Consider the following 25,805-nt stretch of genomic DNA (forward strand, 5'->3'; position numbering starts at 1 on the left):
TTTTCGGGCCCCATATCGATAGCAGAGCTTGCCCAACCCATGGCGGCGGGTATGCTGATGGCCTGCCGAGGAGATAGAAAATGGCCTACGATTTTGACCTTTATGTGATTGGTGCCGGCTCTGGCGGTGTGCGGGCTGCCCGATTTGCAGCCGGTTTCGGCGCGAAAGTGGCCGTGGCCGAGAGTCGCTACCTGGGTGGTACTTGTGTCAACGTCGGCTGCGTGCCGAAAAAACTGCTGGTCTACGGCGCGCACTTCGCCGAAGACTTCGAACAGGCTTCGGGTTTTGGCTGGAGCCTGGATGAAGCGCAGTTCGATTGGGCGACGCTGATCGCCAACAAGGACCGCGAGATCAATCGCCTGAACGGCATATACCGCAACCTGCTGGTCAACGGTGGCGTGACCTTGCATGAAGGTCACGCCATGATCGTCGACCCGCACACGGTCGAGATCAATGGCGAGCGCCACAGTGCCAAACACATCCTGATCGCGACCGGCGGCTGGCCGCAGATTCCGCAGATTCCGGGGCATGAGCACGCGATCAGCTCCAACCAGGCGTTTTTCCTCAAAGAGCTGCCCAAGCGTGTGCTGGTGGTCGGCGGTGGCTACATCGCCGTCGAGTTCGCAGGGATTTTCCACGGTCTGGGCGCGAAAACCACGTTGCTGTATCGCGGTGAACTGTTCCTGCGCGGTTTCGACGGTTCGGTGCGCAAGCATTTGCAGGAGGAGCTGACCAAGCGCGGCATGGACCTGCAATTCAATGCCGACATCGAGCGCCTCGACAAGCAGGCCGACGGCAGCCTGAAGGTGACGCTCAAGGACGGCCGGCACCTGGAGGCTGACTGTGTGTTCTACGCCACCGGCCGGCGTCCGATGCTGGATAACCTGGGGCTGGAAAACACCGGGGTGAAACTCGACAAGAAAGGTTTCGTTGAGGTGGATGAGCAGTACCAGACCGCTGAGCCGTCGATTCTGGCGCTCGGTGATGTGATCGGTCGCGTCCAGCTGACACCCGTGGCACTGGCCGAGGGCATGGCAGTGGCCCGTCGCCTGTTCAAGCCTGAGCAGTATCGTCCGGTGGATTACAAAATGATCCCGACGGCGGTGTTCAGCTTGCCGAACATTGGCACCGTCGGTTTGACCGAAGAAGAAGCGCGCGACGCGGGGCACGATGTGGTGATCTTCGAAAGCCGTTTCCGGCCGATGAAGCTGACCCTGACCGAATGCCAGGAACGCACGCTGATGAAACTGGTGGTGGATGCCAAGACCGACAAGGTGCTGGGCTGCCACATGGTCGGTCCAGAGGCGGGCGAGATCGTCCAGGGCCTGGCGATTGCCTTGAAGGCTGGCGCCACCAAGCGCCACTTCGACGAGACCATCGGCGTGCACCCGACGGCCGCCGAAGAGTTCGTCACCATGCGCACGCCGGTTGCCGGCTAATCGTCCTTGGCGGTGTCTGGCGCTGTCGCAACGGCAGCCGCCAGGCGCTCGCTTTCTTCCAGTTCAGCCTGTGCCTTGATCAATTCGATTTCCAGCGACTTGTTGATCTGCAGCTGTTCATCGACGTTCTGTTTCAGCGACTGACTTTCCAGCAGGGCGACGCGCAGGCGTTCCTGGAGGAGGGTGCGTTCGCCGTCAACGCGATTGGCTTGTTCCAGTAACTGATCCTGGCGACTGTTGCTCTGCTTGAGCTGCTCTTGCAGCGAACTCAGCTCGCGCAGGGTTCCCCGGTTTTCGGTCAGCAGGCGCTCGTTGTCGCGGTGCAACTGGGTGATTTCATCCTGGCGCACCAGGGCGCTCTGCTGAGCCTGGCGCAATTCCATCTGCAACTGCTGCACCTGACTTTCATGGCGGCTGTGTTCCTGCTCGCGCTGCTCTTTAACGGCGTTGCGGTAGTGCTCCAGCGCGTCGCGGGCATGCAGGTGTTTCTCTTCCAGCGAGCGGATCTGCTCGTCCTTGTCTTGCAAGCGCAATTCGAAATCCGCCAGTGCCTGGTTCAGTCCGGCATTGCGGGTTTGTTCGGTCTGCAGCATGGAGCGGGTGCTGTGCAGGGCCTCGGATTCCTGGGCCAGTGCCAGGCTTTGGAGTTCGTAGTGCTGCTGCAATTGCGTATTGGCCTGCTCGGCCTCGTGCAGCCGGGTTTCCAGGTCCTTGCGTTGCTGTTCGAACTGCTCGCGGGCCTGGTCGATAGGTTCTTGTGCCTGTTCCTTCAGGCGTTGCGCCAGTCGTGACACCAGGGCCAGTAATTCATCGTCGATAGGCTCCGGCGCTTCCGTGTCATCAGGTTGAGTGCCTTCCCCCAGTTCTTTCAGATAGCGATGGATCGTGGTCTTGGAGCCCGTATTGCCCATCTCGATCCGTACTGCATCGATGCTCGGGTTTTCGCCACGGGCGAGGATCGCCAGACGCGCGGCTTGAACCACTGCTTTGTTAACGCCGCCACGGGCCATGATTACTCCTGCGATTTTGATGTGTGGTACGTAATGCCGTATTACGCATTGTACCATCGAATATTAAAAGATAAATACAGGCGACGAATAACACGGGATATACTGGTATTACCCCGTGTGATCATCGGAAAACCGGTTTTTCACCCGTAAAAGCGGTACGCATTCGAGAGTTGGACCCATGAGTGAGCTGGATCGTTACCTGCAAGCGGCGACGCGCGACAACACCCGCCGCAGCTATCGCGCCGCCATTGAGCACTTCGAAGTCAGTTGGGGCGGGTTCCTGCCGGCAACGGGCGATAGCGTGGCGCGGTATCTGGTGGCCCATGCCGGCGTGTTGTCGATCAATACCCTCAAGTTGCGGTTGTCGGCGCTGGCCCAGTGGCACAACAGTCAGGGGTTCGCCGACCCAACCAAGGCGCCTGTGGTGCGCAAGGTGTTCAAGGGGATTCGTGCGCTGCATCCGGCTCAGGAGAAACAGGCCGAGCCCCTGCAACTGCAGCACCTTGAGCAAGTCATCGGCTGGCTGGAGCAAGAGGCGCAAACGGCCAGGGCTGAGGGTGATCGTCCGGGGTTGCTCCGCGCCCGGCGCGACACCGCGTTGATTTTGCTCGGCTTCTGGCGTGGGTTCCGTAGCGATGAGTTGTGTCGCCTGCAGGTCGAGCATGTGCAGGCCAGCGCCGGTTCGGGCATCAGCCTGTACCTGCCGCGCAGCAAGAGTGACCGCGAGAACCTTGGCAAGACGTACCAGACACCCGCGCTGCAGCGTTTATGTCCGGTGCAGGCCTACATCGACTGGATCGGTGAAGCGGCATTGGTCCGTGGTCCGGTGTTTCGCGGCATCGATCGCTGGGGGCATTTGAGCGAGGAGGGCCTGCACCCAAACAGTGTCATTCCCCTGCTGCGCCAGGCATTGGGGCGTGCGGGCCTTGCGGCCGAGCACTACACCAGTCACTCGTTGCGCCGCGGCTTTGCCTCGTGGGCGCATCAGAGTGGTTGGGACTTGAAGTCGTTGATGAGCTATGTGGGTTGGAAGGACATGAAGTCGGCCATGCGCTACATCGAAGCCAGTCCGTTCCTGGGCATGGCCCGCCTCGCGGAAAAGTCGTTGGGCCCGTAAATACGCTTTTCTTCTATTAATAAGGTTGGCTAATAGCCAACGCCAATCAGCGGCATGAGGTTTGCCAATGAGCCAACCGTCCGTCGAGTGAGTAAAGTTCTCCCCATCAACTTCTTAACCCCGATGGAGAGTCAACGATGCCTATCATCAACAGCCAAGTTAAACCGTTCCAAGCGACCGCCTACAAAAACGGCGACTTCGTACAAGTCTCGGACGCTGACCTGAAAGGCAAGTGGTCTGTCGTTTTCTTCTACCCGGCTGACTTCACTTTCGTTTGCCCAACCGAGCTGGAAGACCTGGCTGACAACTACGATGCCTTCCAGAAGCTGGGCGTCGAGATCTACAGCGTTTCCACCGACACTCATTTCGCCCACGCTGCCTGGCACAACACGTCGCCAGCGATCGGCAAAATCCAGTACACCATGATCGGCGACCCGACCCACGCCATCTCCCGCAACTTTGACGTGCTGATTGAGGAAGCGGGTCTGGCTGACCGTGGCACCTTCGTGATCAACCCTGAAGGCCAGATCAAAATCGTCGAACTGAACGACGGCGGTGTAGGCCGCGACGCTTCCGAACTGCTGCGCAAAATCAAGGCTGCCCAGTACGTCGCTGCTCACCCAGGCGAGGTTTGCCCTGCCAAGTGGAAAGAAGGCGAGGCCACTCTGGCGCCGTCCCTGGACCTGGTCGGCAAGATCTAAGTCTGTGACGCGCTTCATCAGGGCGGACTTCCGCACCTTCTAAGCAAGCTGCACCGCCCAATAAAAACGCCCGGGCGAGATTCGCTCGGGCGTTTTTTTTTAAAAGAATCAAAAGGAAATCGCCCGTATGTTGGACGCCAATCTAAAAGCCCAGTTGAAATCGTACCTGGAACGCGTCACCCAGCCGATCGAGATCGTTGCCTCCCTCGACGACGGTGCGAAATCCCGGGAAATGCTCGAACTACTGAAAGACGTTGCCAGTCTTTCCACCCAAATTACCTTGCTCGACAACGGTGACGACGCACGCAAGCCATCGTTCTCGATCAATCGCCCGGGGGCTGATATCAGCCTGCGCTTTGCCGGTATCCCGATGGGCCACGAATTCACTTCGCTGGTGCTGGCCTTGCTGCAAGTCGGCGGCCACCCTTCGAAGGCCAGTGTCGAAGTGATCGAACAGATCCGCTCGCTCAAGGGTGAGTTCAACTTCGAGACTTACTTCTCGCTGTCCTGTCAAAACTGCCCGGACGTGGTCCAGGCGCTGAACCTGATGGCGGTGCTGAACCCGAACATCCGTCATGTCGCCATCGACGGCGCGCTGTTCCAGGCCGAAGTCGATGAGCGCCAGATCATGGCGGTGCCCAGCATCTACCTCAACGGCGTGAACTTCGGCCAGGGCCGCATGGGCCTGGAAGAAATCCTCGCCAAGATCGACACCAGCGGCATTGAGCGGCAAGCCGAGAAGATCAGCGCCAAGGAAGCCTTTGACGTGCTGGTGGTCGGTGGCGGCCCGGCCGGTGCTTCGGCGGCGATCTACGCAGCTCGCAAAGGCATTCGTACCGGTGTGGCGGCGGAGCGTTTTGGTGGGCAGGTGCTGGACACCATGGCCATCGAAAACTTTATCTCGGTGCAGGAGACCGAAGGGCCGAAACTGGCGGTAGCGCTGGAAGAGCACGTCAAGCAGTACGACGTGGACATCATGAACCTGCAGCGCGCCGACAAGTTGCTACCCGGCAAGGACGGTGAGCTGCACGAAGTGCACTTCGCCAGCGGTGCGAAGCTCAAAGCCAAGACCGTGATCCTGGCGACCGGTGCTCGCTGGCGTGAAATGAACGTGCCGGGTGAGCAGCAATATCGCAACAAAGGCGTAGCGTACTGCCCACACTGCGACGGCCCGCTGTTCAAGGGCAAGCGCGTGGCGGTGATTGGCGGCGGTAACTCCGGTGTCGAAGCGGCTATCGACCTGGCAGGTATCGTCTCCCACGTGACGCTGCTGGAGTTCGACGTGCAGCTGCGCGCCGATGCGGTCTTGCAGCGCAAGCTGAACAGCCTGCCCAACGTGACCGTGATCACCCATGCGCAAACCACTGAAGTCACCGGCGACGGGCAGAAAGTCAATGGCCTGCGCTACAAGGATCGTAAGGCCGATGAGCTGCGGACCGTGGAGCTGGAGGGGATCTTCGTGCAGATCGGTCTGCTGCCCAACACCGATTGGCTCAAGGGCACCATCGAGTTGTCGCCGCGTGGCGAGATCATCGTCGATGCCCGTGGTGAAACCTCGACGCCGGGCATATTTGCCGCTGGCGACGTGACCACCGTGCCGTACAAGCAGATCGTGATTGCCGTGGGCGAGGGCGCCAAGGCATCCCTGAGTGCGTTTGATCACTTGATTCGCACCTCGGCCCCGGCGTAAACCCCGGCGCTGAAAACACAAAACCCCATGAGCGATCATGGGGTTTTTTGTGTCCGCGATCATTGTGGGAGCCGGCTTGCCGGCGATGGCGATTTCAAGGACGCCAACGCTGGGCCAGCGCCCACAAGACGGGTTTTTGCATCACAGCGGCGCAGGCTGAATGATCTCGACCCAATAGGCATCCGGGTCCTTGATGAAAGCCAGGCTTTTCATGCGACCGTCATTCAGGCGTTTCTGGAAATCGCAGCCCAGCGCTTCAAAGCGCTCGCACGCGGCAACGATGTCTGGCACCGAAATGCAGATGTGGCCAAAGCCGCGTGGGTCGGTGTTGCCATTGTGATAGGCGAATTCCGGGTCGTTCTCGGTGCCATGGTTGTGGGTCAGTTCGAGAATGCCGGGGATCGATTTCATCCACTCGGTACGTGCTGCGGCGTCGGCCGGGATCTGGCTTTTGTCGACCAGCGCGAGGAAATACAGGCTGAATTCCGCTTCCGGGAAGTCGCGCTTTTCCACGAGTGAGAAACCGAGGACACGCGTGTAGAAATCCAGGGATTTGGTGATGTCCTTGACGCGCAGCATGGTGTGGTTGAACACGAAGTTCTGGGTCGCGGTATCAGGCTGCGCGGTCACGCCGGGGAAGCTGTTCAGTTCTTGCAGGCTCATGGGCCCTCCGGAAAACAAGTGGGGCTGAAGAATGGCGACAATGATACGCAAGGCCTCTGACATCACCAAACCAAAACCGTCGGCTATTGCCTGACGGCCGGTCGAAGCTCAGACTTCCGGCCACAATTGGCGAGTGTTCATTGCAATGATTCGATTCGGTAAAACGTTGTTCCTCTTGATGGGCGTGCTGTCGACGGTCGGCATGGCTCACGCCGATGCGCCGGTCATGCCCTGGCCAACCGGCTGGCAAATCGAAGACGTGCCGCAAGGTGACGGCAAGGCGGGTGTCAGTCGCCAGCGCGCAGTGAAAAACAATCAGGCTGGCGAGCCGGTCATGGTGATGGAACTGACCATGACCCAGGTGGAAACCGGTCATCAGGTCAATCTGGAAGCCGTGCTACTGGAAATGCGCAAGTCCGTGCAAAAAGGCTTTTATCAGAGTGGCTATCAAAGTGCGTGCAGCCGGATCCATGCGACAACCTTGAGCCGATTACCGGCGTTGGAAACGACTTGCACCATCACGCAAAACGGACGTCATGTGCTTTCGCAAACATTGGTCGCTGCGGTGGACGCCGATAAAGCCTACGTTCTTTCCTATGCGGGGCAGGCCGACGCTTATAAAACCAGCCAGGATGAAATAGAGGCGGCACGTAACGGCTTGAAGCTTTAGTTGAAAACTTCAATAAACGCGGTCTTCAGCGCGCCCACAAATGTTTAGATACCCAATGGGATTAAGCATAAAGTTGATCGGCAACTAGAGAGTTGATCGACCCTCGTCGCTGAATTTAGAGGATATTCATGAAAAAGCCCTGCATTCGCAGGGCTTTGTGTGTCGGCGCGAGTGCTTAGCCACGCAACCAGGAATCAACGGTCGAGGCACCGTATTGTTCCTTCCAGGCTTTCAAGCCGCGGTGGTTGCCACCCTTGGTTTCAATCAGTTCACCGGTGTGCGGGTTCTGATAAACCTTGACCACGCGAGCGCGACGGGTTTTAGGTGCTACGGCCTGTTGCAGACCGGATTTTGCCGGGTTCGGATCGAGAATGGCGATGATGTCGCGCAGGCTCTTGCCGTAGGTTTTCATCAGTCCTTGAAGCTTTTCTTCGAATTCGATTTCTTTCTTGAGCCCGGCATCGTTCTTCAGGGATTCAAGCTGCTTGAGCTGTTCTTGAAGGGCCTTTTCAGCGGCACGAAATTCAGCGAGTCTGGACAATATCTTTACTCCAATAGTGTGTTTGGCTGATACCAACCGCAAACAAAGCTATAAGCCAAGAGCCTTGAAGCGACCCGGTGATAATGGCTCACCCGCCAAATTACGGCAGGCATGAAAAATTGTAGTAGTTAATTGCTCAAGAGTAAATCATGTCTTTTCTGTCATGTAACAAGAGTTGTTTTTTGATTCAAATGGGTGCACGGCAACGTTACCACATCGCTTAAAACCGCTAGTTAATGATCGCTTAATGCACTAATGAACTCGACGCCAGGCATCGGTCTGCCGTACAGATAGCCTTGCAGAAAGTTAACGTTATGAGCGGTCAGGTAATCACTTTGCTGCTGGGTCTCCACACCTTCGGCAACCATTGCCAGGCCGAGTTTGATCGCCAGTTCTATGATGCTGTCCAGAATATGGCTGGAAAGGGTATCGATGCCGATCATGGCGACGAAACTCTGGTCGATCTTCAGGTAGTCCACGTTGAATTGACGCAGATAGCCGAGACTGGAGTGACCGGTGCCGAAGTCGTCGATGGCGATCTTTACGCCGAGATCACGAAGTTGGTCGAACAGTTGATGCGTGATGGCTGTCGGTTCGATCAATTCGCGTTCGGTCAATTCCAGTACCAGGTGCACGGAGCCGGGGGCGAAAGCGTCGAGAAACTCGCGGCAATCCTTGACCAGGTCGAGGCCCTGGCAATGGCTGGCGGTGATGTTGATGCCGATATGAAACGGCTCCTTGAACGATGCGGACAGCGGCGCGAGCAACGTGGCGGTCTGTTGCATCAGGGATCGGGTCATTGGCACGATCAGCCCGGAGTGTTCGGCAAACGGAATAAACAGGTCGGGCCGCACCAGGCCTTCTTTCGGGTGGTTCCAGCGCATCAGTACTTCGACGCCGGATAACTTTTTACTGTCGCCATGCACGACCGCCTGGAAATACGGGACGAACTCCGCCGCATCCAGCGCACGTTGCATTTCATGAGTCGGTGATGACGTACGCTTCTGTAGAAAATGCCCGAGCGATCCGGAAATCACGCCGAAAAAGATCAACAAGCTGAACAGAGGGGGATACTGACTGCGCATGTAACGCCAGGTTTCGCCTTTGGGAAATCCGGCCGTTACGCTGAAACCATAATGTGACGAGCCGAGATTGTTTTGTGCGGTTGGCATGGCGGGTGGCGCGTCTTCATGAAACTGGCCATCGGCCGTCAACCAATTGGGCCCGACCTGCAGTATCAGCAATGTCTGGCGACCAATCAGGCGCAACACGTTACTCAGGTGATAACCGTCCAGTGTGCTCATCGCGCCCTGTTTGCCTTTGCCGAGGCGATACACCAACAACGCAGTATCAGGGGTGACCGGGTTGCCCTTCATCAACAGCAACCGGCCTTGGCTGAAGTCCCCGGCAGCGAGCTTTTCGTGATAGTCGCCGAACAAAGAACTGCAATAAATGGCGTCGTCCCATATCAGGTTGGTCGAGCGTACGAAGGGGCGTCGCGTGACTTGTTCACGCAGGGCCAAATTGACGTCGATACAACTTTGCCCGGCCAGTGGCAATAATTCCCCGGCAGCCTGGGCGGTGTTGTCGAGCATGAGGTCGAACTGGCGAATGGCCTCTTCGGCGGTTTGTTGAGCACTTTGTTCGAGCGCCCGTCCAGCCTGGATATAAAGGATGGCGGTGCCCAACAAGACCGGAAGCAATCCGCTCAGCAGAGTGACGGCCATCCTGATGCGGCGTGTGCGGGTTTTGGCTCTCAGTGGCATTCAAGAAACCTGTAGCGATGATAGGGCTCTCAAATGCTGGCAGGGCGAAACGCCTCCCATGAAGAGTTCGGGTACGAGCCATGATAGTTGGCCCTTGTCACTTATGCCGCTCACCGGTTACTCAGCCGCTCGGCGAGTTTGATGAAAGCCAGCGTCGCCGGTGACGCCTGGCGGCGGTCGAGTACCGCCAGGCCGACCTGCCGCGCCACCGGTGGCGACAGCGGTTTTTTAACATGGCGATTGTCACCGTGCTCGGGCAGCGAACCATCGGCGACCACGGTCAAACCGTCGCCGCGTCCAACCGTATCCAGCGTACTCAGCAATTGCGAGCAACGATAGCGGATATTGGGGGTCAGGCGCGCGGCATTGAACAGGCGAAAAACCAGCTCCGAAGAGCCAGCCTCGGTCAGTACAAAAGGGTCATCGCACAGCTCGCTCAGGCTGACGCTGTTGCGGGTTGCCAAAGGATGGCCAGCCGGGAGCAGCGCAACCATTTGATCTTCGACCAGCGCAACGGTGTCGAAACGCTCTTGCGGCAGCACCACGAAACCGACATCGATTCGCCGTTCTTCCAGCCACTGGATCACCTGACGGTCCGGACCTTCGTCGATATGGATCTCAATGCCAGGGTGCTCGGCGCGGTAGTGGCGCAAGATATCGGGCAACAGTTTGATCGAAGACGTGGGCCCGAACGAGCCGATACGCAACGTGCCGCGCTTCATCCCACGGGCATCCGCCGCTTCCTGGCGCAACGTATTGGCCAGGCCCAGCATGGCACGGGCGCGCAGCAGCAGTTGCTGGCCGATGTCACTCAACTCGACCGTTGACTGATGGCGGCGCAACAATTCGACCCCCAATTCCTGTTCCAGCGACTTGAGGGCATGGGAAACCGCGGATTGGGAGATCCCCAAACGATGGGCTGCCGCCGTGAAGCCGCGCAGTTCGGCGACGAGGGAGAAAATCTCCAGTTGGGTGAGGGTCATGAGTATTTACTCATTTTACGATGACTTGGCATTAGTCGAATCATACGCCATACCGCCCATCACCCGTTCCGAAGACGTATGACTACTCATGAGAAATACCTGCCAAGCCCGACGGATACGCCGGTTTATTTGAAACTGGCGGCGGTCACCATGATCTGGGGCGGTACCTTCGTGGCTGGGCGGTTTCTTGCTGAAAGCCTGAGCCCTTTGTTTGCCGCCAGCTTGCGCTTCCTGCTGGCGAGCACATCACTATTACTGTTCTTGTTGATGTCCCGCATCCCATTGGCCCGACCCAACCCAGGGCAATGGCTGCAGCTGGCGCTGCTGGGCTTTTGCGGGATCTTTTTCTACAACCTGTGCTTCTTTTATGGCCTGCACTACATCAATGCTTCGCGAGCCTCGTTGATCGTGGCCTTGAACCCGGCCGTTATCGGATTGGCCTCTTGGCTGCTATTCAAGGAGCGCCTGGGCCGGACGAAGATTGCCGGCATTGCGATCTGTATCGTCGGCGCGTGCCTGGTCATCGTCAGCCGCCATCCGCAACTCTTGGCCGGCAAGGCCGATGCCTGGATCGGCGATCTGCTGATTTTCGGCTGCGTGCTCGGTTGGGGCGTGTATTCGCTGTTTTCCAAGGCGTTGAATCAAAGCCTGGGCCCATTGCAAACGGTGACCTGGTCAATTCTGCTCGGCACATTGATGCTGTGGATTGCCAGCGCCATCCGAGGCGAGTTGAGTGTGGCCGCGCTTGTCCAGCTTGGCCCTCGACAGTGGTTGAGTCTGATGTACCTGGGCGTCTTTGGCTCGGCTCTGGCCTATATCGGCTATTACGACGGCATTCGCAAAATCGGTGCGACCCGTTCCGGGGTGTTCATCGCTTTGAACCCATTGACGGCCGTGATCCTCGGGGCGCTGCTGTTGGGAGAGCAACTGACACTGGCCATGTGCCTGGGAGGAGGGCTGATCCTGGCCGGGATTTTCCTGTGCAATAAACCCCTTGCGCGTGCAGGGAAAAAGGGGATTTGATACAGAAGGCGGACAAACTGATTTACGCTGTGTAGAATCAGGTTACGCATACAAGAATAAACGACTTCTGGCAGCAGAAGCCTCGCCCGCAAAAGCCTTGGGTCGACAATGAAGATATTCGGGTTTCAATTGATCTTTGGTGATTTCCTCGCCCGCAGTGTGCGGGGTATCTCCTGCGCGCCACCCTCCGGCCTCAGCATCGCTAGCAACTAACGTTTGTTAATTCCAAAAGCATGATGAGGCGCCAAAATGGCAGATTTATACGAAAACCCAATGGGCCTGATGGGTTTTGAGTTCATCGAATTCGCATCGCCAACCCCCAACACCCTGGAGCCGATCTTCGAGATCATGGGCTTCACCAAAGTTGCGACCCACCGTTCCAAGGACGTGCACCTGTATCGCCAGGGCGCGATCAACCTGATTCTTAACAATGAGCCGCACAGCGTGGCCTCGTACTTCGCGGCCGAGCATGGTCCGTCGGTGTGCGGCATGGCGTTCCGGGTCAAGGATTCGCAGAAAGCCTACAAGCGTGCGCTGGAGCTCGGCGCGCAGCCGATTCACATCGAGACCGGTCCGATGGAGCTGAACCTTCCGGCGATCAAAGGCATCGGCGGCGCGCCGCTGTACCTGATCGACCGTTTCGGCGAAGGCAGCTCAATCTATGACATCGATTTCGTGTTCCTCGAAGGCGTCGATCGCAACCCGGTCGGAGCGGGCCTTAAGATCATCGACCACCTGACGCACAACGTGTATCGCGGGCGCATGGCCTACTGGGCCAATTTCTACGAGAAGCTGTTCAACTTCCGCGAAATCCGTTATTTCGACATCAAGGGCGAATACACCGGCCTGACCTCCAAGGCCATGACCGCGCCGGACGGCATGATTCGTATCCCGTTGAACGAAGAGTCGTCCAAGGGCGCCGGGCAGATCGAAGAGTTCCTGATGCAGTTCAATGGCGAAGGCATCCAGCACGTGGCCTTCCTCAGTGATGACCTGGTCAAGACCTGGGATCACCTGAAAAGCATCGGCATGCGCTTCATGACCGCGCCGCCGGACACCTACTACGAAATGCTCGAAGGCCGTTTGCCGAACCACGGCGAGCCGGTTGGCGAACTGCAAGCACGGGGCATTTTGCTGGATGGTTCGTCCGAATCGGGTGACAAGCGACTGCTGTTGCAGATCTTCTCGGAAACCCTGATGGGGCCGGTGTTCTTCGAATTCATCCAGCGTAAAGGCGACGATGGTTTTGGCGAGGGCAACTTCAAGGCGCTGTTCGAATCCATCGAACGCGACCAGGTGCGTCGTGGTGTGTTGGCCACCGACTAAGCCATAACACCTGTAAACCTGTGGGAGCGAGCTTGCTCGCTCCCACATCGGGTTCTGGGTGAGGTTAAAGCCTGCGCTGTCGCATCAAATGCTTGAACCCTTCGAACACCAGCACCAGCACCGCCGTCCAGATCGGGATATAGGTCAGCCATTCGCCGGCCTTGATGCTTTCCCCCAGCAGCAACGCGACGCCCAGCAACAGCACGGGCTCGACGTAACTCAACAGTCCAAACAGGCTGAACGGCAGCAAGCGACTGGCGATGATGTAGACCACCAGCGCCGACGCACTGATCACGCCAAGCAACGGGATCAGCAGCGAGAGCCATGGATGCTGGTCAAACACGTTGAAGCTCTGTTCACCGCTTTGAACGAACCAGAATGCCACGGGCAGGGTCAGGCTCATGTCCAGCCACAAGCCACCGAGGTTGTCCGTTGCCAGTCGCTTGCGCACGACGAAATAGGTGGGGTAGCCGATGCACACCAGCAAGGTCGCCCAGGAAAATCCGCCAACCTGATACACCTCGTTGATCACGCCGAGGCAGGCGAAAAACACAGCGATTTTTTGCAGGTAGGAGAGGCGTTCACCATAGGCCAGCCGGCCGGTCAGGACCATGGTCAGCGGCAACAGGAAGTACCCCAGCGACACATCCAGGCTGTAGCCATTGAGCGGCGCCCACATGAACAGCCAGAGCTGTACGCTGACCAAGGCCGAAGAGAGGATCAGGGCGAGCAACAGAACAGGCCGGACTGCGACTCGCCGCACAATGTCGACGACGCGTTTCCACTCCCCGGACATCACCATGAACACGGTCATGCACGGCACCGTGAGCAACATGCGCCAGCCGAAGATTTCCACGCCACTCAAGGGCGTGAGCAGCGACGTGTAGTAATACATGACGGCAAACAGCACCGAGGCTGAAACCGATAGAGCGATACCTTTAGACAAGCTGTCCTCGCGTGGTTGAAGGTGAAACGGGGTGCGGAGGATACGCGGTTTTTGTGCAGAATATTGGCCGTATGATCAATATTCACAACATTTTGGGCAAGACCCGAAACCCTGTGGGAGCGACCCGACAAGCCCGCTCCCAGAAGTGAAATGTACCGTCAGTAGGTACGCGGTTTACGCCCCGGCACGAAATGACTCACGTCGTTGAACCCCGGCGTCGATGCATGCCCCGGCGTCACCAGCGAATCGATGAACGCTTCATCTTCAGCCGTAATCTTCACCGCCTGGGCCTTAGTGTAGGCATCCCATTGCGCTTCGGTACGCGGGCCGACGATGGCCGACGTCACGGCGCTGTTGTTCAGCACCCAGGCAATGGCGAACTCGACGATGCCGACGCCACGGCTTTGGGTGTATTGCTGGATCTGCTGGGCGATGCGCAGCGACTCGACGCGCCATTCGGTTTCCAGGATGCGTTTGTCCTGGCGTCCGGCACGGCTGTTGGCGTCCGGGGTGACATCCGGTGCGTACTTGCCGCTGAGCACGCCGCGCGCCAATGGACTGTAAGGCACCACGCCCAGGCCGTAGTTTTGTGCGGCGGTGATCTGCTCGGTTTCGGCCTGGCGGTTGACGATGTTGTACAGCGGCTGGCTGATCACCGGGCGGTCGACGCCAAGGTGGTCGGCGATGCGAATCACTTCGGCGATGCGCCAGCCACGGTAGTTCGACAGGCCCCAATAGCGGACCTTGCCCTGGCGAATCAAGTCGCCAATGGCCGACACCGTGACCTCCAGTGGCGTGTTGTGGTCTTCGCGGTGCAGGTAATAGATGTCGAGATAATCGGTGCCCAGACGCGTCAGGCTGGCTTCGATACCGTTGAAGAGGTGCTTGCGGTTCAGGCCGCTACGATTCGGCACGCCGTCCACCGGGCCGAAACCGACCTTGGTGGCCAGCACCCATTCCTGACGGCGACTGGCGATCGCTTCGCCGACGATTTCTTCCGAACGACCATGGGTGTAGACGTCGGCGGTGTCGATGAAATTGATGCCCTGGTCCCAGGCCTTGTCGATGATCCGCAGGGAATCTTCGGTGCTGGTCTGTTCGCCGAACATCATGGTGCCCAGGGTCAGGGTGGAAACCTGCAGTCCCGAATGACCCAGCGTGCGGTAGCTCATGACGAAATCCTTTTACCGGTGGAAAGGCTCAATCAAATACCAGAACACGTGCAGGGAGCAAAATTAAAAATCGATCAACTTCCAATCCAGTCACGCGGCAACCGCCGGGTTTGTGGAAATGAGCAATACTCGTGTGACCGCTTGTGCAGGGGACCAGCGTTATCGTTTGTGTCGGTGGGAAGCTTGGATGCATCGGAAATGGAGAATGCCCATGAAAGTCGTGATCGCCCCTGATTCGTTCAAAGACAGCCTCAGCGCCCAATGCGCGGCCGATGCCATCGCCCTCGGTTGGGCGCAAGTGTGGCCCGATGCGCAGTTGATCAAATCCCCGATGGCTGACGGCGGGGAGGGGACGGTCGCGTCAGTGCTGGCGGCGACCGATGGCGAACCGCGCCGTACTTTCTCGGTTCGCGGGCCGTTGGGCGCGCTTGTGAATCCCGCTTGGGGCTGGTTCCCCGACAGCCATACCGCGATCATCGAAATGGCCGAAGCCAGCGGTTTGCAGTTGGTCCCCGTGGATCAGCGCGATGCGTGCATCAGTAGCACGTTTGGCACCGGGGAGTTGATTCGTGCGGCCCTGGACGCCGGGGCGCAGCGGGTGATTCTGGCCATCGGTGGCAGTGCGACCAATGACGGTGGCGCCGGGGCCATGCAAGCGCTGGGCGTGAAGCTGCTCGATGCACAGGGCCAGTCGCTTGCACCGGGTGGTCTGGCGCTCGGGCAATTGGCACGCATCAGTCTGGAGGACCTCGACCCGCGTCTGGCCAACGTGCGTTTCGAGATTGCGGCGGATGTGAACAATCCACTGTGCGGGCCTGACGGTGCCTCGGCAAGGTGCCCGTACGATACGGGGGTATCGCCACAGGCACTTTGGGGGGCAGTCTTTGATACCAGGCGTTGGGGCTTGTATTCCAGATTCATGAAATATCTCAACAGGGTCGATGACACGCGGACCCTTGATGAGGACAAGTTCAAGGCATGCGGATCAAGCCCTGTTCCAGCGCCATGACCAGGGCGATCCAGCGTGAGTTCACGTCGAATTTTTTGCGAATGTTGTATAGGTGGTAGTTCACACCAGACTCGGTACGACTGATGATCTGCGCGACTTCCCAGGAAGATTTGCCCGCTGCGATCCACATCAGGACTTCTTTTTCCCGGGGGGTGAGCTTGACTTTCTTGGGTTGATCGACCTCCTGAACGAGCTTTTTGAGCGGGGCTTTCGATGAACGAACTGAAGCGGTAGCGGACTGATGCATTTTGGATCTCCCATTCATCATCTATGACGGCGTGGGCGCGGCAGAATCGTCCTACTTCAAAAAAGGCGTGGTTCGCGCGGCCGTCCTACAAACCCGGTGCTGGGCTGTAGGAGAGGTCTCGTTATAACGCGAATCAACCGACTTGGAACCTGTCAGAAATTACAGGTGACGGACTTTAATCAGGTGTTATGGATAAGGCTGTCAGCTAAAGACTTTCAGGGTTGTAGGACAGGTCTTTGAATGATGACCTCCTGAGAAATGCGCGTTAATTTTTTGAATAGCCGGGATTTTGTGCGTTGAACGGAGCCGCGTCACCACGCAGATGCCGACCGAATACGCGGCAATGCAACGGCCAGTTTTTGATCCGCATCGCTATGCCGTTCGTCGCTTAAAAAACGCGGGTGGCGCGTTTCTCGATTTGAGATAGGGTTGTGGCTGGGAACTCGCGCGACAGGAGAACGACATGCGCTATTCAGCCTTGACGCAACGCATTGCCGGAGAAGGGGCGGCGGCCTGGCAGATTCACGATCGAGCGTTGCAATTGCGCGAGCAGGGCGTCGATGTACTGCTGTTGTCCATCGGCGATCCGGATTTCGACACCCCTCAACCCATCGTCCAGGCCGCCATCAACAGTTTGCTGGCCGGTGACACGCACTATCCGCAAGTGCGCGGCAGCCGCGGTCTGCGCGACAGTATCGCCCGCCGTCACCGCCAACACAGCGGTCAGGCCGTGGATGCCGACCATGTCATTGTTTTCCCGGGTGCGCAGTGCGCGGTCTATTCGGTGGTGCAATGTTTGCTCGATCCGGGTGACGAAGTCCTCATCGCCGAACCCATGTACGTGACCTATGAAGGCGTGATCGGTGCGTGCGCGGCCAAAGTGGTGCCTGTGCCAGTGAGCCCGCAGAACGGCTTTCGCGTGGACCCGGCGGATGTCGCTGCGCGGATAACGCCCAGAACCCGGGCCATTTTGATCAACAGCCCGAACAATCCGTCGGGGGCCAGTCTTTCACTGGAGATCTGGCAGCAACTGGCAGCGTTGTGCATTCGTCATGACCTGTGGCTGATCAGCGACGAGGTCTACAGCGAGCTGTTGTATGAGGGCCGGCACATCAGCCCGGCGAGCCTGCCGGGAATGGCCGAGCGTACGGCGACCATCAACAGCTTGTCCAAATCCCACGCCATGAGCGGATGGCGAGTGGGCTGGGTCATCGGGCCAAAACCCTTGGCCGAGCATCTGGTTAATTTGTCGTTGAGCATGTTGTTTGGTATTCCGGACTTCGTGCAGAACGCCGCGCAACTGGCATTGGACAAAGACTTGCCGCAAGTGGCGTCGATGCGTGAGGAATATCGCCAGCGCCGCGATCTGGTATGCGGGATTCTTGGCCAGTGCCCGGGTTTGCGCCCCGTTCTGCCCGATGGCGGCATGTTCGTGATGGTCGATGTGCGCCAGACAGGTCTGTGTGCCCAACGCTTCGCCGAGCGACTGCTGGAAGGTTACGGCGTATCGGTTCTCGCAGGCGAGGCGTTTGGGCCGAGCGCGGCGGGGCATATTCGTATTGGCCTGGTGGTGGATCAACTGCAACTGCTGGATGCCTGTCGGCGCATTGCGCTGTGCGCCAGCGACCTTCTGGAACCTCATGCGAATGTTGGTTGAGAAAATCTGATGATCTGGCCGTGGAAGGCATAGAAACTGGCCGATCGCCACTGTCAGTTCTGTCAGTGGCGTTGTACCAGCAAACGGTATTTAAATGGCAAACAGTCAAACCGTTGCTGGAGGCTTGCGAATGAGTGGGCACGAAAACGAATCATCCATGCCTGGGGTGGCGTATGTGGTGCCGCCGATCACCCTCACCGCGTCCGCTCAGTCGACCTCGGCCATTCGCGTGATCTGGGGATACACGGCCGGTGGCGGGCACACCGCTTCGCGGGTGAGGTGGGCGGTGGTCGGCGGCTCCACGGTCGGCGAGTTCGATGTCCCTATCAGTTCGTTGACCTATATCGTCAACGGGCTGAACCCGAACACTGAATACCTCATCCAGGTCTTCGGGCTCAAGGGCGGCGAGGTATCGCCAGTCAGCAAGGACGCCCAGGCCAAAACCCATCCCGCCGCCTCGGTACCGGCAAGCCCGACCAATCTCGGCGCCACACCCACCAAAAACAGCATGGCCCTGAGCTGGTCCGGCCCCGCCGACGCCTCAAGTTACAAGATCAGTTATGGTCTGGCCCCCAATGGTTCGGTGATCGGCACCGCGACCTCGGTGGCAGCGGCTTACACGGTCAGCGGCCTGAACGCCGGAACCAACTATTACTTTGATGTGCGTTCGTCCAGCAACGTCGGCGATTCGGCGCCGACGCGGATCACTAAACAGACTTTGCCTGAGGCGGCGAACGTGGCCCCGCCGATCACCCTCACCGCGTCCGCTCAGTCGACCTCGGCCATTCGCGTGATCTGGGGATACACGGCCGGTGGCGGGCACACCGGCTCGCGGGTGAGGTGGGCGGTGGTCGGCGGCTCCACGGTCGGCGAGTTCGATGTCCCCATCAGTTCGTTGACCTATAGCGTCAACGGGCTGAACCCGAACACGGAATACCTCATCCAGGTCTTCGGGCTCAAGGGCGGCGACGTATCGCCAGTCAGCAAGGACGCCCAGGCCAAAACCCATCCCGCCGCCTCGGCACCGGCAAGCCCGGCCAATCTCGGCGCCACACCCACCAAAAACAGCATGGCCCTGAGCTGGTCCGGCCCCGCCGACGCCTCAAGTTACAAGATCAGTTATGGTCTGGCGCCCAGTGGTGCGGTGATCGGCACCGCGACCTCGGTGGCAGCGGCTTACACGGTCAGCGGCCTGAACGCCGGAACCAACTATTACTTTGATGTGCGTTCGACCAATAACGTCGGCGATTCGGCGCCGACGCGGATCACCAGGCAGACCCTGCAAGTGCCTCCGGCGCCCGCTGGCTTGCGGGCGACGTCGACCATCTCGACCCTGGAAATTCAATGGTCCGCAGCCACGGGGGCCGTCGATTATGTGGTCCGTTACGGCATCGAACCCGGAGGAGCGGTCAATACGCTGACCACCCGGCTACTGCGCGAAACGCTGGCCAACCTCAACAAAAATACCCTTTATTTCATCGAAGTCAGCGCCCGTAATGCCAACGGCGAGTCTTCGCCGTCGCGCATCACTCAACGAACACTGGATGGCCCGCCGTTGCCGCCCAAGCCAGGCCCGTTGGTGGTGCTGGACACCTTTGATACGGTGCGTGTCAGTTGGGCGACGATCAATCAGCCAGGGTACGAGGTGGCCTATGGACTGCTCAGTCAACACCCGCAAGTCATCGCGCGATATGAAACCGAGCATCTGACCTGGCTGTTGAGGTATCTGTCGCCCGATGTGACCTATTTCATCGAAGTGCGCGCGTTCAACGAGACCGGATATTCCGCGCCCTCGTATGCGACCGTCACCATCGGCCCGGACAGGACGCAACCACGAAACCTGAGCAATCCCGGCAGGACGTTCAACGAGGCGAGGCTGACCTGGGATGCGCCGCAGGACGCCTCTTATCTGATCGATTACGAAGTCACGTGCCCGGGACGACCGCTTGTTCGCACCAGTGCGCGTGAACATATCGCCACGGGGCTGATGCCCGAACAGGAATATCGGTTCACGGTTCAGCCGCGTCGGTCCGAAGGACCGGTGCCGGCCCTGTCGGCTGCGATCAACGTGGTGACCCATGATCAAGTACCGCCGATTCGGGTGACGGCCCTCAAGCTGACGCCCTCGACGCCTGGCAATGCGCTACTGAGCTGGAGCGCCTCGCAGGACAATGTCGGGGTCAGCGGCTACGAAGTGCGTCGCAACGCGGGCAACTGGATTTCGGTGAGCGACACCCGTTACCCGGTTTCAGGCTTGGGGAGCTCGGACATTTTTGAAGTCAGGGCCAAAGATGCCGCTGGAAATCGTTCCTTGTCCGTCACCAAGACGTTCACTAACGGTGGGGGATCTGCTGCTACATCCTGAAATCGAACGATGTCCGATGGCGGGACGTTCGTGATGGTCGATGTACGCCAGAGCCGCTGGGTCCCCGGCGGCTCTGAAAAAAACGCAGCCTTTGGAAGCGCCTGCATTGAGTTGCGTTCACTCAATGAGCTGCCGACGGCTGCGATCGTTGATTTTCAGCCTTTCCAGGCCGAGCCATTCACCAGATTAAGCGGCCGCTGACCCGCCAGCGCGGCCAACAGGTTGTCCACCGCACACCGGGCCATCGCTTCCCGGGTTTCATGAGTCGCTGAACCCATGTGCGGGGTGGCCACCACATTGTCCAGTTGCAGCAACGGCGAATCATGATTGAGCGGCTCGCGCTCGAACACGTCCAGCCCCGCGGCGCGAATCTGCCGTTCGCTCAGGGCCCGGATCAGCGCCGCTTCATCCACGACTTTGCCTCGGGAAATATTGATAAAGATGGTCTGCGGCCCCATCAGCGCGAACTGCCGCGCACCGATCAGCCCTTCGGTTTCGGCGGTCAGCGGCAGCGTCAGGCAGACAAAATCGGCCTGCTGCAGCAATTCGTCGAGGCTGCGGTACTGGGCATTGAAGCGCTGTTCGACCGCCGGTTTCCGCGAGTGACTGTGGTAGATCACCGGCATGCCGAAGCCGAAATGCCCGCGCTGGGCCAGAGCCTCGCCGATGCGTCCCATGCCGATGATGCCCAGGGTCTTGCCGTGCACATCGCTGCCGAAATGCGCAGGGCCGATGTTGCGGGTCCACTGGCCGTCGCGAACCATGTTCGCCAGTTCCACCACGCGCCGGGCGGTGGCCAGGATCAGGGCGAAACCCGTGTCGGCGGTGGTTTCGGTCAGCACATCCGGCGTGTTGCTGAGCAGGATGCGCCGTTCGGTCAGGTAGTCGATGTCGTAGTTGTCGACGCCCACCGAGACACTGGCGATGGCTTCAAGATTCGGCGCCAGGTCGAGCAGCCCGGCATCCAGCTTCAGGCTGGCGCCGAGCAAACCCTGGGCACGGGGCAGGGCGTCGCGCAGCTTGGCCAGCCCCTCGGCATCGAGGCTTTCGATCAGGGTCACTTCAGTCTGCTCGTGCAAGCGAGCCATCAGCGACGGTGACAGTGTCTTGTATAGAACGACCTGCTTTTTCATCCGGGTTCTCTCGACATCAATTCATGGGTGAGCGGCGGTGCGACGGGTTAGCGCGACCGTGGGCCGCTCCCGGTCGCTGGCGCCGGGCTTGAGGAAAATCGTCAGTACCACCGAGAGCATCAGCGCGCCGCTCATCAGCAGATACGAGGCGCCGGGTGAGCCGGTAGAGCTGTTCAGGTAGCCGACCAGGTAGGAACCACCGAACGAACCGAGGGCGCCCATGCTGTTGATCAATGCCATGGCGCCGCCGGCGACGTTGGACGGAAGGATTTCCGGGATGATTGCGAAGAAAGGGCCGTAAGGCGCGTACATGCAGGCACCGGCAATCACCAGCAGCGTGTAGGACCACCAGAAATGTTCGGCGCCCAGGGCATAGGAACCGTAGAAGGCGATGGAAGCAATCAGCAGCGGCGGCCAGACGAAACGTTTGCGTTTTTGCAGCTTGTCCGAACCCCAGGACACCAGCAGCATGCCGATCACCGCCGCCAGGTAAGGCAGGGCCGAGAGCCAGCCGGCTTCGATCATGTCCATTTGCGCGCCGGCCTTGAGGATCGATGGCAGCCACAGCACGAAGCCGTACACGCCGATGCTCCAGCAGAAAAACTGCAGGGCCAGGATGCTCACTTTGCTGGAGCGGAACGCTTCGGCGTAGTTTTTCACCGCTTTGATGCCGACCTGTTCGGCCGCCAGGGCGCTTTCCAGATCGAGTTTTTCCTGGTCGTTGAGCCACGTCGCCTGGGAGGGGCGATCATCGGCCAGACGCCACCAGATAAAGGCCCACAGCACCGCCGGCAAACCTTCGACGATAAACATCCAGCGCCAGCTGAAATGCTGCACCAGATAGCCCGACACCACCGACATCCACAGCATGGTCACCGGGTTGCCGAGGATCAGGAAGGTGTTGGCCCGCGAGCGTTCGGCACGGGTGAACCAGTGGCACAGGTAGATCAGCATCGCCGGCATCACCGCGGCTTCAACCACGCCGAGCATGAAGCGGATGACCACCAGCCAATAAGCGTTGGAGACAATCCCGGTCAAGGTCGCCAGGCCACCCCAGAGGATCAGGCTGACGAAAATCAGTTTTTTCACGCTGTGTTTCTGCGCGTAAATCGCCCCCGGCACCTGGAAGAAAAAGTAACCGAGGAAGAACAGCGCGCCGAGCATCGACGACAGGCCCGGGGTGATCATCAGGTCCGCGGCCATGCCCGAGGCGGCGGCGAACCCATAGTTGGCGCGATCGAGGTACGCCAGGCTATAGGTGATGAACACGATGGGCATGATGTACCACCAGCGGCGGGTGGCGAGCGTTGCGGTTTTCATGGTGGTGCTCCTGAGCTTGTTGTTTTTGTCGCAGCAGGTAACGGTTTCAAATCTTCAGTGACTGGGCGGGCCTCATCGCGGGCTTGCCCGCGAAGGCGGCCTCAAATTCAACGGACATTTCTGCCCGGGTCGGCAACCCCTCCATGTCCCCCCGGCTCTGCACCGCGCGGCTGCCAATCCAGTTGGCACGCTTGACCGCCTCGGCAAAGCTGTGGTTTTCCAGCAGCGCACTGATCATGCCCACGGCAAAGCCATCACCGGCACCCACGGTGTCGACCACCGTTTGCACCGGTACGCCGGCGACAAAACCGGCATCCAGGTGCGTGCGGTAATAGGCGCCATGCGGCCCCAGTTTGATCGCCACGGCTTCGGCACCCTGGTCTAAGTAGAACGCGGCGATGTCGGCCGGGTCCTCGAAACCGGTCAGCAGGCGACCTTCGCTCAGGCCCGGCAGTACCCAATGGGCGAGGGCGGCGAGGCGGTTGATCTCGGTGATCATCTGGTGCTCGCTGGCCCACAGGCTCGGGCGCAGGTTGGGGTCGAACGACACGCTACGGCCGGCATCGCGCATGCGGCTCATCAATTCGAACGACATCTGCCGCGCCGTTTCCGACAGCGCCGGTGGGATGCCGGTGGCGTGCAGGTGCCGGGCCTTGAGCAAATCGGGCACGATCGAATGCAGCGACAAGTGACTGGCCGCCGAACCACGGCGGAAGTACTCGACGGCGGGATCGCTGCCGTCATCGGTGCGGGATTTGAGCTGAAATCCGGTGGGGTGCGCGGGGTCGATGTCGACGTGACGGCAATCCAGGCCTTCTTTCTCCAGCGTATCGATCACAAATCGGCCCAGTGAATCGGCACCGACCCGGCTCAGCCACGCCACCTTGAAACCCAGGCGCGACAGGCCAATGGCGACGTTACTGTCAGCCCCGGCAATGCGTTTGTGGAACGCGCTGACGCTGGCCAGATCGCCGGCCTGCTCGGCGACGAACATCGCCATGGTTTCGCCGAACGAGAGGATATCGATCTCAGACATGGGCGCTCTCCCGTTGCGACTGGCCGAGGTGGGCGAGGGCGGCGACATGCTCGGCGGTCAGTTGCACCAGGTCCTCACCTTGTAGCGGGTATTCAGCGGCCCGCATAACGCCTGGGGCCATGTGCCGCAGCAGGTGTTCCCACTGTTGCAAGTCGCTGGCGGAGGGCGGGATGGCGATCAGTTTGCCGTCGGCGCGACGCGTGACCGCCTTGCAGTGCACATAACCGACGTGACGACCGAGCAACCGCGCGGCGCTGGCGGCGGACTGGTCCTGCCACTGCCAGTTGCCGATGTCGAAGGTCATTTTGATCGGCAGGTGGTGTTGCTCGACTTGATTGAAGAAGCGCTGGAACGGTTCGATGCGGCCACCGTGCAGGGTCTGGTCGTTTTCCACCAACAATTGCACTGCGCTTTCGCCGAGCCTCTGAGCGAGGGCATGCAAGTCGCAGTTGTCGGTGAAATAACCCAACGAAACCTTCAACCACTTGGCGCCGAATGCCTGGGCGCGTTGCAGGGCGTCGATCAGCTCGGGGTTGGGTTTGGATTGACCGGCCAGCCACAGCTCCATCGGTGACGAGTACACGCTTTCCAGGCCCTCCGCCCGAGTTGCGTCGGCCAGGTGCGCGGGGTTCTCAAAGGTCAGCAGCTCTTCACGCCATTCGATGCGCGTGGCGCCGGCGGCGGCCAGCACGGCGATGAAACTGCCCTGGCCGCGCTGACGGACCAGATCGGCACCGTAGCTGGAGAGGCTGATGGAAACGGCGGGTTTGTTCATTGTTTTTCTACCTCTGAAACCGGTTTCATTTTTGTTCAAAAGAACGAGACCATTAGGGCCTCATCGCTGGCAAGCCAGCGAAGGGGGCAGTCCGGTCACCTGAAATTCCCAAGGGTCGACCCCCTGACAATCAATCGCGCCGCAAAATCCAGCGTCCGCACCGCGCCGTCATCCCCGCGCAAACGCTTGAGCAAACACTCGAACGCACTGGCGCCAATCTCGGTGGTCGGCTGGGCGAGGGCGGTGATGCCGCTGCCCACCAGCGGATACCAGTCCAGATCATCCAGGGCAATCAGGCCCACGTCTTCAAACAGGTTGCACTTGAGCTCACGCAGCGCATGGGTGCTGGCCAGTGCCGCGATCCCGTTTGCGCAAAACAGCGCTTTGGGACCCGGTCCGGGGCTATCGAGAAAGGCTTTGAGTTGGGCGGTCAGATCGCTGCCGGTTTCGACCAGCGTGCCGCGAAGGGCCGGGCGTTGCGCGATGTGCGCCTTGAAGCTGGCGACCCGCTCGATGCGTGAGCTGGTGCCGTCAAAAGGTTCGGTCACCAGCAACACATCGCGGTAGCCACGTTCTTCAAGGTGGGCGAGGGCCATCTCGACGGCTGCGGGGTTGTCCAGGCCCACCATGTCGCTCTCCAGATGCTCGACCTTGCGGTCGACCAGCACCAGGGGCATTTCACGGTGCAGTTCGAGCAACTCGTCCCGGTGATGGCCGAGGGTGTTCACGATCAGGCCTTCGATGTTGTAAGAGCGCAACAGGGCCAGGTGCTGGCGTTCCTGCTCGTCGTCGCGGTCGGTGTTGCACACCACCAGGCTGTAGCCGTGCTGACGGCAGGCGGTTTCCACCCCGTGCATCACGGCGATTGAATAAGGGTTGCGGATGTCGGCCACCAGCATGCCGATCAGACGGGTACGCCCGCGCTTGAGGCCGCGGGCCATCTGGTTCGGACGATAGCCCAGCTCGGCAATCGCCTGTTCGATGCGCTGGGCGATGGCATCGGAGAGCAGGGCGCGGTCTTCGCCGATGAACCGCGAAACGCTGGCCTTGGAGACCCTGGCGTGTTGGGCCACGTCGAGCATGGTCACGCGGCTGCGCTGGGCGGCGGAGAAATCGTTCACGGTCTGAAACCTTCTTATTGGATTTATAAGGCTGAGCGCATGGCGCTGAAACCGGTTTCAGAAGACACCAGAAATGAATAGGCCGTCAAGTGTTC

22 protein-coding genes and 1 pseudogene are annotated in these 25,805 nt (G+C 59.5%); 10 read left to right on the forward strand and 13 right to left on the reverse strand.

Features of this window, described 5'->3' with window-relative positions:
- Positions 1 to 80 precede the first annotated feature (80 nt).
- Positions 81 to 1,439, forward strand: a complete 1,359-nt coding sequence (gene gorA / locus AC1Q6D_RS08965) for a glutathione-disulfide reductase (RefSeq protein ID WP_103403015.1) — start codon at positions 81 to 83, stop codon at positions 1,437 to 1,439.
- Here the strand turns inward: gorA and AC1Q6D_RS08970 are convergent.
- Entirely contained in the window at positions 1,436 to 2,449 is a 1,014-nt protein-coding gene (locus AC1Q6D_RS08970) for a DNA-binding protein (RefSeq protein ID WP_103403016.1), read from the reverse strand. The genes gorA and AC1Q6D_RS08970 overlap by 4 nt on opposite strands.
- Before the next feature lie 178 nt (positions 2,450 to 2,627).
- On the opposite strand from AC1Q6D_RS08970, the gene AC1Q6D_RS08975 reads away from it, so the two are divergent.
- The 3 genes from AC1Q6D_RS08975 (at position 2,628) to ahpF (ending at position 5,957) form a co-directional block, all read left to right on the forward strand.
- Positions 2,628 to 3,566, forward strand: a complete 939-nt coding sequence (locus AC1Q6D_RS08975) for a site-specific integrase (RefSeq protein ID WP_103403017.1) — start codon at positions 2,628 to 2,630, stop codon at positions 3,564 to 3,566.
- A 137-nt stretch (positions 3,567 to 3,703) separates the two neighbouring features.
- On the forward strand, positions 3,704 to 4,267 hold the full coding sequence (gene ahpC, locus AC1Q6D_RS08980; protein ID WP_103403018.1) for an alkyl hydroperoxide reductase subunit C: 564 nt from the start codon (positions 3,704 to 3,706) through the stop codon (positions 4,265 to 4,267).
- Positions 4,268 to 4,394: 127 nt separating this feature from the next.
- Complete coding sequence (gene ahpF, locus AC1Q6D_RS08985) at positions 4,395 to 5,957, forward strand: alkyl hydroperoxide reductase subunit F (RefSeq protein WP_103403019.1); 1,563 nt, start codon at positions 4,395 to 4,397, stop codon at positions 5,955 to 5,957.
- A 141-nt stretch (positions 5,958 to 6,098) separates the two neighbouring features.
- Here the strand turns inward: ahpF and gloA are convergent, their stop codons facing one another.
- Complete coding sequence (gene gloA / locus AC1Q6D_RS08990) at positions 6,099 to 6,620, reverse strand: lactoylglutathione lyase (RefSeq protein ID WP_103403020.1); 522 nt, start codon at positions 6,618 to 6,620, stop codon at positions 6,099 to 6,101.
- Positions 6,621 to 6,765: 145 nt separating this feature from the next.
- On the opposite strand from gloA, the gene AC1Q6D_RS08995 reads away from it, so the two are divergent.
- Complete coding sequence (locus AC1Q6D_RS08995) at positions 6,766 to 7,290, forward strand: DUF4946 domain-containing protein (RefSeq protein WP_103403021.1); 525 nt, start codon at positions 6,766 to 6,768, stop codon at positions 7,288 to 7,290.
- 175 nt (positions 7,291 to 7,465) lie between these two features.
- Here AC1Q6D_RS08995 and AC1Q6D_RS09000 read toward each other — a convergent pair whose 3' ends face one another.
- The 3 genes from AC1Q6D_RS09000 to AC1Q6D_RS09010 all read right to left on the reverse strand — a co-directional run bounded on the left by AC1Q6D_RS09000 (position 7,466) and on the right by AC1Q6D_RS09010 (position 10,580).
- Positions 7,466 to 7,831 carry a histone-like nucleoid-structuring protein, MvaT/MvaU family gene (locus AC1Q6D_RS09000; RefSeq protein ID WP_047529417.1) on the reverse strand — a complete coding sequence of 122 codons (366 nt, stop codon included), beginning with the start codon at positions 7,829 to 7,831 and terminating at the stop codon, positions 7,466 to 7,468.
- A gap of 233 nt (positions 7,832 to 8,064) precedes the next feature.
- On the reverse strand, positions 8,065 to 9,597 hold the full coding sequence (locus AC1Q6D_RS09005; RefSeq protein WP_103403022.1) for an EAL domain-containing protein: 1,533 nt from the start codon (positions 9,595 to 9,597) through the stop codon (positions 8,065 to 8,067).
- Between the two features lie 110 nt (positions 9,598 to 9,707).
- Positions 9,708 to 10,580, reverse strand: a complete 873-nt coding sequence (locus AC1Q6D_RS09010) for a LysR family transcriptional regulator (RefSeq protein ID WP_103403023.1) — start codon at positions 10,578 to 10,580, stop codon at positions 9,708 to 9,710.
- A 78-nt stretch (positions 10,581 to 10,658) separates the two neighbouring features.
- Here AC1Q6D_RS09010 and AC1Q6D_RS09015 point away from each other — a divergent pair, with 78 nt between their 5' ends.
- On the forward strand, positions 10,659 to 11,603 hold the full coding sequence (locus AC1Q6D_RS09015; RefSeq protein ID WP_103403024.1) for a DMT family transporter: 945 nt from the start codon (positions 10,659 to 10,661) through the stop codon (positions 11,601 to 11,603).
- Between the two features lie 249 nt (positions 11,604 to 11,852).
- Complete coding sequence (gene hppD / locus AC1Q6D_RS09020; protein ID WP_047529408.1) at positions 11,853 to 12,929, forward strand: 4-hydroxyphenylpyruvate dioxygenase; 1,077 nt, start codon at positions 11,853 to 11,855, stop codon at positions 12,927 to 12,929.
- Positions 12,930 to 12,993: 64 nt separating this feature from the next.
- On the opposite strand, the gene rarD is transcribed toward hppD, so the two are convergent.
- The gene (gene rarD, locus AC1Q6D_RS09025) at positions 12,994 to 13,875 is read right to left on the reverse strand and encodes an EamA family transporter RarD (protein WP_103403025.1); all 882 of its coding nucleotides are present in this window, start codon (positions 13,873 to 13,875) and stop codon (positions 12,994 to 12,996) included.
- A 158-nt stretch (positions 13,876 to 14,033) separates the two neighbouring features.
- Positions 14,034 to 15,047, reverse strand: coding sequence for an aldo/keto reductase (locus AC1Q6D_RS09030; protein WP_103403026.1), 1,014 nt, complete (start codon positions 15,045 to 15,047; stop codon positions 14,034 to 14,036).
- Between the two features lie 211 nt (positions 15,048 to 15,258).
- Here AC1Q6D_RS09030 and AC1Q6D_RS09035 point away from each other — a divergent pair.
- Positions 15,259 to 15,909 (forward strand): annotated as a pseudogene (locus tag AC1Q6D_RS09035) (glycerate kinase); the annotation flags it as partial.
- A 109-nt stretch (positions 15,910 to 16,018) separates the two neighbouring features.
- Here AC1Q6D_RS09035 and AC1Q6D_RS09040 read toward each other — a convergent pair.
- Positions 16,019 to 16,303, reverse strand: coding sequence for a helix-turn-helix transcriptional regulator (locus tag AC1Q6D_RS09040; protein WP_103403027.1), 285 nt, complete (start codon positions 16,301 to 16,303; stop codon positions 16,019 to 16,021).
- Positions 16,304 to 16,766: 463 nt separating this feature from the next.
- Between AC1Q6D_RS09040 and AC1Q6D_RS09045 the strand changes: the two genes are divergently transcribed.
- Complete coding sequence (locus AC1Q6D_RS09045; protein WP_103403028.1) at positions 16,767 to 17,960, forward strand: pyridoxal phosphate-dependent aminotransferase; 1,194 nt, start codon at positions 16,767 to 16,769, stop codon at positions 17,958 to 17,960.
- Positions 17,961 to 18,090: 130 nt separating this feature from the next.
- On the forward strand, positions 18,091 to 20,325 hold the full coding sequence (locus AC1Q6D_RS09050) for a fibronectin type III domain-containing protein (RefSeq protein ID WP_158249376.1): 2,235 nt from the start codon (positions 18,091 to 18,093) through the stop codon (positions 20,323 to 20,325).
- 155 nt (positions 20,326 to 20,480) lie between these two features.
- On the opposite strand, the gene AC1Q6D_RS09055 is transcribed toward AC1Q6D_RS09050, so the two are convergent.
- From AC1Q6D_RS09055 to AC1Q6D_RS09075, 5 genes are all read right to left on the reverse strand, one after another.
- On the reverse strand, positions 20,481 to 21,458 hold the full coding sequence (locus tag AC1Q6D_RS09055) for a 2-hydroxyacid dehydrogenase (RefSeq protein WP_103403030.1): 978 nt from the start codon (positions 21,456 to 21,458) through the stop codon (positions 20,481 to 20,483).
- A 21-nt stretch (positions 21,459 to 21,479) separates the two neighbouring features.
- A complete protein-coding gene (locus tag AC1Q6D_RS09060; RefSeq protein WP_103403031.1) occupies positions 21,480 to 22,778 on the reverse strand; it encodes an MFS transporter in 1,299 nt (432 codons plus the stop codon).
- Between the two features lie 46 nt (positions 22,779 to 22,824).
- The gene (locus AC1Q6D_RS09065) at positions 22,825 to 23,814 is read right to left on the reverse strand and encodes a sugar kinase (protein WP_103403032.1); all 990 of its coding nucleotides are present in this window, start codon (positions 23,812 to 23,814) and stop codon (positions 22,825 to 22,827) included.
- Positions 23,807 to 24,589, reverse strand: a complete 783-nt coding sequence (locus tag AC1Q6D_RS09070; RefSeq protein ID WP_103403033.1) for a sugar phosphate isomerase/epimerase family protein — start codon at positions 24,587 to 24,589, stop codon at positions 23,807 to 23,809. The genes AC1Q6D_RS09065 and AC1Q6D_RS09070 overlap by 8 nt, the downstream gene beginning before the upstream one ends.
- A gap of 95 nt (positions 24,590 to 24,684) precedes the next feature.
- Positions 24,685 to 25,710, reverse strand: a complete 1,026-nt coding sequence (locus AC1Q6D_RS09075; RefSeq protein ID WP_103403034.1) for a LacI family DNA-binding transcriptional regulator — start codon at positions 25,708 to 25,710, stop codon at positions 24,685 to 24,687.
- Between the last annotated feature and the right edge of the window lie 95 nt (positions 25,711 to 25,805).

The sequence above is a fragment of the Pseudomonas sp. MT92 genome (assembly GCF_058792515.1).